Here is a 10,560-nt window from a genome sequence, read left to right on the forward strand (position 1 = left end):
CGCCAATTCTCCACACATCATCGGATGTTCGCCGCGTGCCCGAAGCACCACGGAGGCGCGATGCGGTGGCTCACCGGCTGGAGCGGCCCGACCGCCGACCCGGCGCTCGCCGCGGTCCGGCCGATCGCCGGCACCCTGCTCTGGGGCGGCCCCGACCCGCTCTGGGCGGTCGGCGACTGGCGCCCCGACGAACTGCGCCTCGCCGTGCTCCGCCCCGGCGCCCCCGCCACCGTCCGCGGCGGACTCGACCCGCGCGGCCCCGCCGACCGCACCGACCAGGACACCCCCGCCACCCTGCGCCTCGCCGTCGCCGGCCGCTGCGGCGCCACCGACCGCGAACTCGCCGACGGCCTGGCCGCCGCCCGCGGCGGCGCGCTGCGCCACCTCACCCACTGGCCCGGCAGCTACACCGTCGTCCTGCGGGCCGGCCCCCGCTCCACCGTGCTGCTCACCGACCTGGCCGGCGTCCAGCCGGTCTTCCACACCCCGTTCGCCGGTGGCACCGCCTACGCCACCGCCGCGCTGCCGCTGGCCGACCTGGTCGGCGCACCCCTGGACGCCGGGCACCTGGCCGCCCGCCTGGCCACCCCCGAGACACCCGAGGCGCTCGGCGACCGCACCCCCTTCCGGGGCGTCCGCCGGGTGCCGCCCGGCCACGCCCTCGGCATCCGCGGCGGCCGCGCCCACCACACCGCCCACCCCGAGGAGCCCGTCGAGGCCCGGGCCGAGGCGCCCGCCGTCCGCGAACTCACCCGCGCCCTGCTGGAAGCCGTCCGCTGCCGGGTCCGCGCCACCGCCCCCGGCGACCGGCCCCGGCTCGGCGTCGACCTGTCCTACGGCACCGCGTCCGCCACCGTCGCCCTGCTCGCCGCCGCCGTCCCGCTGTCCGGCTGCCCGCATCCCGGCGCCGCGCTCGAACGGCCCGCTGCCCGCACCGGCGCCGTCCGGGGCTCCTGGGCGCGCGGCGCCGACGGCCGGCCCGAACCCGAGACGCTGCCCGCCGTCACCCTCGGCGACGCCGACGGGCTCGCGCTCGCCGTGCACGCACCCCGGCTGCGGCACCTCGTCCTCCCACCCGTCCTCCCGTACACCGGCCTCGGCGAGCCCGGCGGGCCGCTCACCGACGAACCCGGCCCCGCCCTGCTCCTCGCCGCCCGGCACACCGCCGCGCACCGGGCCGGCGGCGCCGACCACCTCACCGGCCACGGCGCCCGACAGGTCCTCGACGGTCACCCCGCCCGGCTCGCCGACCTGATCCGGGCCGGCCGCCCGCTCCACCTGCTCCCCCCGATCGCCGCCCTGGCCGGCGCCGACCGCGCCACCGCCGGCACCCTCACCGGCACCCTGCACACCCCCGTCACCGTGCTGCGCGCCGCCCGCCGCCTCGCCCGCACCCGCTACGCCGACGCCCTCGACGACCTCGCCCTGCGCCTGAGACTCCGGCACGCGCCGGGCGAGGCCGGCACCATGGGCCGCGCGATGGCCGCCGAACTGACCTGGCACCGGGCCGGACCCGCCGCCCACCTGCTGGCCGACGAACCCCTCGCCGCGCTCGCCCAGCACCTGCGCACCGCCGCCCGCGACGGCGCCCCCACCGAACCGCCCGGCGCCCGCCGCGCCCGACTCGCCCTGCACCGGCAGGCCGCCCACTACCGCACCCTGGTGCACGCCACCGAACAGCACGGCCAGCGCCTGCACGCACCGTTCCTCGACAACCAGGTGGTCCGCGCCGCCCGCCTGCTCCCCGACGAGCTCCGCCTGCAACCCGGCGCCCGGCCCGCCCTGCTGGCCGCCGTGCTGGCCGGCGCCGGCCGCACCGACCTGCCCGCCGACTGGGGCCGCACCACCGGACCCGACCCGCACACCCCGGCCCGGAACGGCATCCGGGCCGCCGCACCCGCGCTCGCCGACCTGCTCGACCGCCCCCTGCTCGGCGAGGCCGGACTGATCGACACCCCCGCCGTCCGCAAGGCCCTCGCCACCGCCACCGACCCCGCGCAGGACGCCCCGCCGACCACCCTCGCCGCGCTCGGCGAGCTGATCGCCGTCGAACTCTGGCTGCGCCGCTTGGCCGCCCGCCGCCCCGGCTCCGCCTGGACCGGCCTGCCCGGCGCGCGCCGCACCGCGCTGGAGACCTGAGCGTGCCTGCCCGGCGCGCGCCGGTCCGCCGGATAGCTTCGCGCCATGACCCTCCCCGTCAGCACCGAGATCCCGCCGCCCGGCGCCTCGATCCTCAACGCCTGCGACGGTTCCGACGCCTCGCTCTGGGCGCTCGACCGGGCGATGACCGAGGCCGAGGCGCACCGCCTGCCGCTGCACGTGGTCGCCGTGGTCAACCCCTCGCCCACCGGCTACCCGCCGGGCATGGCCGACCTGGTGCAGGAGAGCGTCCAGCGCCTCATCGCGAGCATGTCGGACGGACTGCGCCGCGCCGTCGACACCGTCCAGGCCGCCCGTCCCCGCCCGTACGCCGGGCAGCTCACCCTGCACGTGCTGCTCGGCAACGTGGTGGACGTGCTGCTCCGGGCCGCGAACGGGCGGCACACCCTGGTGCTCGGCACCCGCGGCAACGGCGCCTTCTCCCGGCTGCTGCTCGGCTCGGTCAGCTCCGCCGCCGTGCACCACGCCGGCTGCCCGGTGCTGGTGGTCCCGGCGCCCGCAGAGGACACCTGAGCAGGAATGACCGCAGGTGGTTGAGCGTTCATCTTCCCTGTTGGAGGCCGACCGGCCGCCGTGAACCACCCCGACAGGAGCCCGCCCCGCCATGAAGGTCGAAATCTACTCGGACATCGCATGCCCCTGGTGCTACGTCGGCAAGCGGCGCTTCGAGCAGGCCCTGGACGGCTTCGAGGGCAAGGACGGCGTCGAGGTGGTCTACCGCCCCTACCAGCTCGTCCCCGACGCGCCCGAGCAGGCCCGCCCGCACCGCGAGTGGCTCACCGAGCGCTACGGGCCGCAGTCCGTCGCCATGGACGCCCGGATCACCGAGGTCGGCAAGACCCTCGGCATCGACTACGACTTCGACGCCGCGCTGGAGGTCAACACCCTCCGCGCCCACCGTCTGCTGCACCTCGCCGAGACCGAGTACGGCCCCACCGTGCAGGCCGCGCTCAAGGAGCGCCTGCTGAAGGCCCACTTCTCCGAGGGCGTGAACGTCGGCGACGTCGAGGCGCTGGCCGGCCTCGCCGCCGAGACCGGCATCGACCGCGAGCGCGCCGCCGCCTACCTGGCCGGCGACGAGGGCGAGGCCGAGACGCTCGCCCAGCTCGCCGAGGCCCGCGCCATCGGCGTCACCGCCGTCCCCACCTTCGTCTTCGAGGGCCAGTGGGCCGTCCAGGGCGGCCAGGAGGCCGAGACCTTCCTCCAGGTGCTGCGCCAGGTCGAGGCCGAGACCGCCCGCCGGATCACCCCGATCGCCCCGGCGGGGGAGACCTGCGCGGATGGCAGTTGCCAGATCTGACGCCCGGGCGCGGTTGGTTGCCTGCGGCCGTCAGCAGCTGAGGCCGGCCTGCGCCCAGTCCGCCAGGCCGATCACGGGGGCGGAGCCACGGGCCGCGGTCACCACCAGCCGGATCGAGGACTGGCCGGCCAGCGGCGCGTGCACCGTGACCGGCGCGTCGTCCGCGGACAACTCGCCGGAACTCCACAGCACTTCACCCTTGTCGCCCTGCACCGAGAAGACCACCCGCCCGTACGTCAGCCCGAAGTCGTCCAGTCCGGCGACGGCGTCGAACGAGCGGCAGCTGCGGTTCAGGTCGATGGTCACCCGGGACGGCACCTGGACCGCCAGCACATGCCGGTAGAACTCGCCCTGCATCCACGCCCCGGGCCGCTGCAGGGCGAACCCGGCGCCGCGGATGGTCGGCGTGCCCGCGGGCTGGTTCCCGCGGTTCAACGGCAGCTCGTCCAGCCAGAACTTGCTGACCGTGCTGGTGCTCGGGCTCGGCGAGGGGCTCGGGCTCGACGGCGCCTGGGAAGGCAGCGGCTCCTGGCTGGGCGCCTGGGACGGCGCGGCGGACGGCTCCGGGCTCGGCGACTGCGACTGCGACGGCGTCGAGCTGGGCTTCGGCGTCGGACTCGGGGTCTGCGACTGGGACTGCGACGGCGACGGCGAGGGTGACGGCGCCGGTGCGGACGTCGGCTTCGACGCGGCCGCCGGCGGCACCGGCGCAGCGGAGTCCGGCACCGTGCTGACCGGCGGAGGTGCGGCCACCGGCGGCTGCGGCTGCGGCTCCGGCGAACCGGTGAGCGCGAACGCGGCGACGGCCACCGCCACCACCGCGATGCCCGCGGCGATCCCGGCCTTCGCGGCCGTGCCGAGCCCCTGCCCGGCCGCCGTGGCCGCCCCGCCACCACCGGAGGACGACCCGGCCGCCGCCGTACCGCCACCCGCCGCGGCCGCACCACCGGCGACCGCGCCCGTGACGGCGACCCCGGCACCGGCCGCGGCCGCCGCGGCCGTGAACCAGCCGACGCCGACCCAGAGCAGCGCGCCCCCGGGCAGCACCGCCCGCAGACTGTGGTTGATGTCGGCCAGCTCCAGGTACGCGGCCGTGCACCGGGTGCAGTCCTGGACGTGCTTGCCGACCTCCGCCGACGCCCGCTTGCGCAGCGAGCCACGGGCGTACGCGCCCAGCCGGTTCGCGTACCCGGCGCAGCCCGACTCCTGGCTGCCCGACACGTGCGCCTGCAGGAACGCCGCGGCCAGCCGGTCCCGGGCCCGGTGGGCCTGCACGGCCGTCGCGTTGGCGGTCTTGCCCAGCATCACCGCCACCGTCTTCGGCGACTCCCGCTCGACCTCGGTGTGCCAGAGCACCACCCGGTCGTCCTCCGGGAGTTCGGCGTACGCCCGCATCACCATGCGCTGATCGGCCAGCGCCAGCGCCCAGGCATCCGCGCCCGGGTCGGCCAGGTCGAACTCGATGGTGGCGGCGGACGCCTCGGCGAACGTCGAGAAGTCGTCCACCAGTTGCTCGCGCCGGTCGGAGCGCGCCCAGGCCGCCGCGACGTTGCGCACCGCCGTCAGCAGGTAGGCGCGGACCGCGAACTCCGGCCCCTTTCCCGCCTTCAGCGCCTGGAGGGTACGGGCGAACACCTCGCCGGCGAGGTCCTCGGCGGTGAAGCTGTCGCGGCAGCAGGTCCTGGCGTAGCGGCGCACCGCGTCCGCGTGCCGCCGGTAGATCTCCTCGTACGCGGCGTCGTCGCCGGCCCGCACCAGAGCGGTCAACTCGGCGTCGGAGGGCGGGCGTTCACCGTCCACCGGATCGGCCGGCGGGGGCACTGTGGCACGCACCGCGAACTCCTCGGTGATGAAAGCCTCCGGGATGACCCCGCCCTGCCCGGCGGGCGCCTGGCCCGGCACCCGGCCGGTCAGCGACTCCCGGGCGGGACTGCCCGCCTGGTCCGGGACCTGCCCGGGGGCGCCCAGTCCGGAGCCGAACTCCCCGCCCTCACCCTGCTCCTCGGGATTCACCTGGCACCGCCCGCTCGCACGGCGCACGACCCGGGCCGCCCCTCGAACTCGACGGCGGGCACGGTACGCAACGGGACAATGGCTCCAACCACGGGCAAAGCATGGCATGGCACAGCGACCACCGGTAGCCGCCCGGACCCGGACCCACTCTTCCGTGCCGCCGCTCGCTGAGGTGTTCGGTGATCGACGGCGCAAGCACCGCGCGTACCCGGACAGTTCCGCGCGCCGCTCGCGCCGGGCGGTACCCGGTCACTCGAACGGCACGTCACCGGCACCGGCCGGGCGGCCAATTCCACGGCCCGGCCGACCGGTTCAGGCCGCCCGAAGCCCCTGCAGCAGCAGCTGCAACAGCCGGCCACCGGCACCGCCCTCGCCACCGTCCGCGAACGCCGCCGACGCGTGCACCGGCACGGCCGCCGTCAGCACCAGCACCACATCGGACACCGTCACCCCCGGCCGCAACTCGCCTGCCGCGCCCGCCCGGGCCACCAGCGCCGCCAACAGCTGCAGCAGCAGCCGCGGATCCGCACTCGGCTCGCCCTCGGCCACCGGCACCCCGCCGAACGCCCGCAACTCGGCGCCGCGCTGCTCCGGCACCCGGCCGATCTCCTCGGCGTAGCGGAACGCCTCCGGCGGCAGCAGTCGGCCCGCACCCGAGGCGGCGGCCCGCTGCAGGAACCCGGCCAACGCGTCCCACGGACCGTTCAACCCGCCGTACAGCGACTCGCGGGCCTGCGTCGTCAGCCACGACACCTCCTCGGCGGCGATCCGCTGGACCAGCACCTCCTTGCTGGGGAAGCGCCGGTACACCGTGCCGACCCCGACCCCGGCCCGGCGGGCGACCTCCTCCATGGGCGCCCCGTACCCGAGCTCGCCGAACACCTCACGGGCGGCCCGCAGCACGCTCTCCAGGTTCCGCCGGGCATCCACCCGCAGCCGCGAACCCGCGCCCCGGCCTGCCTCGCCCCGGCCCGCCTCGCCAGGGCGCGCGTCACTGTGCGCGTCACTCTGCGGGAAGGCGTACCGCTCCCGCTCGCCCGGACCGCGCTGCTCCGGCACCACATCCGTCGCGGCCCTCCCGAACGCGCCACCCGGCGACCGCTCGGCCAACTGTTCCTGCTCCGACATGCCAACCTCCCCCGAGGCACCCCGTTCCGGGTACCCGAACGGTCACTGCGCCTCCTGGCGTGCGCTGCCGACACCGGTCGGTCCGACGTCCGCGCACTACCTTCCCCGGATGACTCCCGGGCAGTCGCACCGATGCCCCCGGGCTCGCAGGTACATGGACCGGCACCATCGGCGGTCCGAACCACAATCCGACCATAGTTCAAGGAAGTTCGTCGCAGAAGTGGACCACCCGCCACCCCGAACGAGCCGATCCCGCCCCGACTCCGGACAAATCCGCCCAGGACCACCACCGGCCCGCGTGAGCCGGATCACGCCCGAGGATTCGGCTCGGCTCGCCCTTCTTTGCCGAATCTTGACGAGCCGTCAGCACTCTTCGGCCGCCCCACCCAGCCGCCGAGCCGATCGAACGTACACGTTTCCGTCCGTCGAGCAGTCGTTCCTCGCGAGCGTGATCAACGCACTGGCACAACAACCACACATATGTGCTGAGCGCATGGGGGGTCATAACGCGGGAGGCGGAACCCGGGGGAAGCGGGAACCGGATTCACCCTTTCTCCCGACAAGTTGGAACAGTCCGGCCGGACAGCTCAACAGACTGATGGACAGCCGCCTCCTCCAGGACGACCGCCGCGACGACCGGCAACGAGACGCCGGCCGGCCGGCGGGACTGCCCGTACCGGTCGCACCGGGCGTCGCCCAACCACCGTGCCAAACCCGCCAGTTGTTCGACAGGGTTGGCGCGAGGGAGTCCCGGAGGCCGCTTTCCGGACCGGATTCGGACCGATCCGGCCCGGACTGTGGACAAGAACCCTCCGACGGGTGCGTCATAGGGGGAACGTGAAACGGGTCACAGCCCGAGGGCCGGCCGGAGGTGCCCCATTCGGATCCTGATCATCGGCGGCGGCTGCGCCGGACTGAGCACCGCGCTGCGCCTCCAGCAGTTGCTGCGACGGCAGTTGAGGGACCGCCGGATCGACATCACGATCGTCGAACCGCAGTCGTACCTCACGTTCCAGCCGCTGCTGGCCGAGGTCGCCGCCGGCTCCATCGACCCCCGCCACGTGGTCGTCCCACTGCGCACCGCGCTGCGCGACTGCCGGGTGCTCACCGCCCGCGTCACCAGGATCGACCACGCCGCCCGCACCGCCTGGGTGGACGCCGCGCCGCGCGGCGAACTCCGGCTGCCCACCGAAGTCCCGTACGACGTCCTGGTGATGGCCCCCGGTGCGATCTCCCGCACCGCACCCGTTCCTGGCCTCGCCGACCACGGCATGGGCTTCGCCACCGTCGGCGAGGCCGTCGCGCTGCGCAACCACGTCCTGGAGCAGCTCGACCTCGCCTCCTCCACCCGCGATCCGGCCCTCCGCCAGGCCGCCCTCACCTTTGTCTTCGTCGGTGCCGGTTACGCGGGCGTCGGCGCGCTCGCCGAACTGGAGGACATGGCCCGCACCGCCACCAAGGGCTTCCACAACCTCACCCCGGAGGACCTGCGCTGGGTGCTGGTCGAGGCCAGGGACCGCATCCTCAGCGAGGAGATCCCCGAGCTCGCCACCCACACCCTCGCCGAACTCCGCGAGCGCAACATCGACATCCGGCTCTCCACCACCCTGGAGTCCGCCGTCGACCAGGTCATGGTGCTCTCCGACGGGGGCCGCTTCGCCGCCCGCACCCTGGTCTGGACGGCCGGCATCCGGCCCGCGCCCGTGCTCGCCCTCACCGACCTCCCGCTCGACCGCACCGGTCGGATCACCTGCCTGCCCACCCTCCGGATCGCCAACCCCGACGGCACCCCCCTGACCGGCGCCTGGGCCGCCGGCGACTGCGCGGCCGTCCCCGACCAGGCCGGGCAGCCCTGTGCGCCCAACGCCCAGCACGCCCTCGCCCAGGCCAAACTCCTCGCCGAGAACCTCGCCGCCGAGTTCGCCGGCCAACCCCTCACCGACTACCGGCCGGACGACCCCGCCTGCTCCACCTCGCTCGGCCTGCGCCGCGCCGTCGCCCACACCCGGCGCGGCGCCCGCCTCACCGGCCGGCGCGCCTGGTGGCTGCACCGCGCCCGCCAACTGCGCCGCCTGCCCAGCCGGGAGCGCCGGGTCCGGGTCCTGATGGACTGGCTGTTCGGCGGACTGTTCCCGCGTGAGGTGGTGGCGCTCGGCACCATCGAGCACCCCCGTGCCGAGTTCGAGTCCGGCTTCACCACCGGCCCCGGCACGTCCGGCCCCGGCAGCTGACCGCCCCCGGCAGCTGACCGCCCCCGTCGCCCGCACCGCAGTCGCACGGAAACACAGTCCCGGCGCACGCCCACCGGAACGCGCCGTGCCGGGTGCTCGACTTCCGGAATCACCCCGGAGCCTGACAGGATCGACCCCGCCAACCCGTCACGCCTCGTGCTGCTTCACGCACACAAGGTGATGATCACACCGCAATCGACCCACAGAGCAGGCACACCCCACCTCAGTTCCCCTAGTCCCCCCCGAGGAAGCGGCCGACGTTGAACCTCATGCGCTGGAGCGCCCGGCTCACCGGAGCCGCGTGGCGGACGACCCCCACCACCGCGGACGAATCCGTCAGCGTCCCCGGCCAGCGCGACCCCGCCGCCTCCGGCCCCGACCCCCGCGACCCCGAACAGCTCTACGACTTCCGCGACGTCCTGCGCCGCCTGCCCGCCCCCGTCGCCCTCACCCACGGCCCCCACCACCTGCTCGGCTACGCCAACCGCGCCTACCACGACTTGTTCGGCCCCCGCACCCCCGGCCGCCCCGCCGCCGAAGCCCTCCCCGAACTCACCGCGCTCGGCGTCCTCCCCCTGCTCGACCAGGTCCTGCGCAGCGCCCGCCCTCGTAGCGTCAAGGCCCGCTGCATCCTCGGCCTCGGCGGCAACCGCTACTACAACATCGCCTGCGTCCCGCTCGGCCCCGACGAGCACAGCACCCCCTCCGGCGTCCTGATCTTCGCCACCGAAGTCACCGACCAGGTCCAGGCTGCCGGTCGCCTCCGCGACGCCGAACGCCGCCAACGCGAAGCCGCCGTCACCCTCCAGCACAGCCTGCTTCCGCAGAAACTCGAACAGCCGGCCGACCTCCACGTCGCCGCCACCTACCAACCCGGCGGAGCCGACGCCGCCGTCGGAGGCGACTGGTACGACGTCATCGGCCTCGGCGGCGGACGCACCGCCCTCGTCATCGGCGACGTCATGGGCCGCGGCCTGCGCGCCGCCGCCGTCATGGGGCAGCTCCGCACCGCCGTCCGCGCCTACGCCCGCCTCGACCTCCCGCCGCACGAAGTGATGACCCTGCTCGACGGCCTCGCCATGGAGATCGACGCCAACCAGATCGCCACCTGCACCTACGCCGTCTGGGACCCCGCCACCACCACCCTCGTCTACGCCTCCGCCGGCCACCTCCCCCTCCTCCTGCGCGCCCCCGACGGCACCGTCCTGCGCGGCGAGGAACAGAACGGCCCACCCCTCGGCACCGGCGGCGCCGGCCACCTCTCCCACACCCTCCGCCTGCTCCCCGGCACCACCGGCGTCCTCTACACCGACGGCCTGGTCGAACGCCGCGACCAGGACATCGACCAGGGCATCGACCACCTCGCCCACACCCTCACCGGCCCCGTCGCCACCCCCGACATCGTCTGCTCCCGCCTCCTGCGCGCCCTCGGCGTTTCGGCGGAACACGACGACGACGTCGCCGTTCTGGTCTTCCAGGTGGCACTTCCCGGCAGCACTTGATCCAGCCCCCGCAGGTGTGTAGAGTTCTTCGAGTTGCCTGACAGGGAGCACCGAGCACGCGTCTGCGTGGACGGTCCCGGGGCGGCCAATCCCTGAGAACCACCCAGTTGATCCGTGACGGGTCGCGTCCTTTTCGCGTCTCCGTTCGTATTTGCTGTGCGCGTTTTCGGAGATTGCGGCGGATTCGCTTTTCGGAGCGGGGATCGGCTAGAGTTTGAAACGTCGG

Annotated in this window: 6 protein-coding genes and 1 pseudogene; 5 read left to right on the forward strand and 2 right to left on the reverse strand. The window is 75.0% G+C overall.

Features of this window, described 5'->3' with window-relative positions:
• Window positions 1-60 precede the first annotated feature (60 nt).
• The 3 genes from ACZ6R9_RS05945 to ACZ6R9_RS05955 all read left to right on the forward strand — a co-directional run bounded on the left by ACZ6R9_RS05945 (window position 61) and on the right by ACZ6R9_RS05955 (window position 3,460).
• On the forward strand, window positions 61-2,139 hold the full coding sequence (locus ACZ6R9_RS05945) for an asparagine synthase-related protein (protein ID WP_465536759.1): 2,079 nt from the start codon (window positions 61-63) through the stop codon (window positions 2,137-2,139).
• A gap of 45 nt (window positions 2,140-2,184) precedes the next feature.
• Window positions 2,185-2,673 (forward strand): universal stress protein, encoded by a 489-nt coding sequence (locus ACZ6R9_RS05950; RefSeq protein ID WP_380488215.1) that lies wholly within the window; start codon window positions 2,185-2,187, stop codon window positions 2,671-2,673.
• 91 nt (window positions 2,674-2,764) lie between these two features.
• Window positions 2,765-3,460 (forward strand): DsbA family oxidoreductase, encoded by a 696-nt coding sequence (locus ACZ6R9_RS05955; protein WP_380488216.1) that lies wholly within the window; start codon window positions 2,765-2,767, stop codon window positions 3,458-3,460.
• Window positions 3,461-3,490: 30 nt separating this feature from the next.
• On the opposite strand, the gene ACZ6R9_RS05960 is transcribed toward ACZ6R9_RS05955, so the two are convergent.
• Together ACZ6R9_RS05960 and ACZ6R9_RS05965 are read right to left on the reverse strand one after the other, a co-directional pair.
• A complete protein-coding gene (locus tag ACZ6R9_RS05960) occupies window positions 3,491-5,473 on the reverse strand; it encodes a sigma-70 family RNA polymerase sigma factor (RefSeq protein ID WP_465536762.1) in 1,983 nt (660 codons plus the stop codon).
• 312 nt (window positions 5,474-5,785) lie between these two features.
• Window positions 5,786-6,601, reverse strand: a complete 816-nt coding sequence (locus ACZ6R9_RS05965; protein ID WP_380488218.1) for a TetR/AcrR family transcriptional regulator — start codon at window positions 6,599-6,601, stop codon at window positions 5,786-5,788.
• Window positions 6,602-7,542: 941 nt separating this feature from the next.
• On the opposite strand from ACZ6R9_RS05965, the gene ACZ6R9_RS05970 reads away from it, so the two are divergent.
• On the forward strand, window positions 7,543-8,832 hold the full coding sequence (locus tag ACZ6R9_RS05970; protein WP_380488219.1) for an NAD(P)/FAD-dependent oxidoreductase: 1,290 nt from the start codon (window positions 7,543-7,545) through the stop codon (window positions 8,830-8,832).
• Between the two features lie 260 nt (window positions 8,833-9,092).
• Window positions 9,093-10,310: pseudogene (locus ACZ6R9_RS05975) on the forward strand (PP2C family protein-serine/threonine phosphatase); the annotation flags it as partial.
• Window positions 10,311-10,560 lie beyond the last annotated feature (250 nt).

The sequence above is a fragment of the Kitasatospora sp. NPDC048662 genome (assembly GCF_055587065.1).

Excerpts from the sequence above, each read along its gene's own strand:
- ACZ6R9_RS05950 (WP_380488215.1), top strand. The coding sequence starts at position 2,185 with ATGACCCTCCCCGTCAGCACCGAGATCCCGCCGCCCGGCGCCTCGATC.
- ACZ6R9_RS05945 (WP_465536759.1), top strand. The coding sequence starts at position 61 with ATGCGGTGGCTCACCGGCTGGAGCGGCCCGACCGCCGACCCGGCGCTC.
- ACZ6R9_RS05965 (WP_380488218.1), bottom strand. The coding sequence starts at position 6,601 with ATGTCGGAGCAGGAACAGTTGGCCGAGCGGTCGCCGGGTGGCGCGTTC.
- ACZ6R9_RS05955 (WP_380488216.1), top strand. The coding sequence starts at position 2,765 with ATGAAGGTCGAAATCTACTCGGACATCGCATGCCCCTGGTGCTACGTC.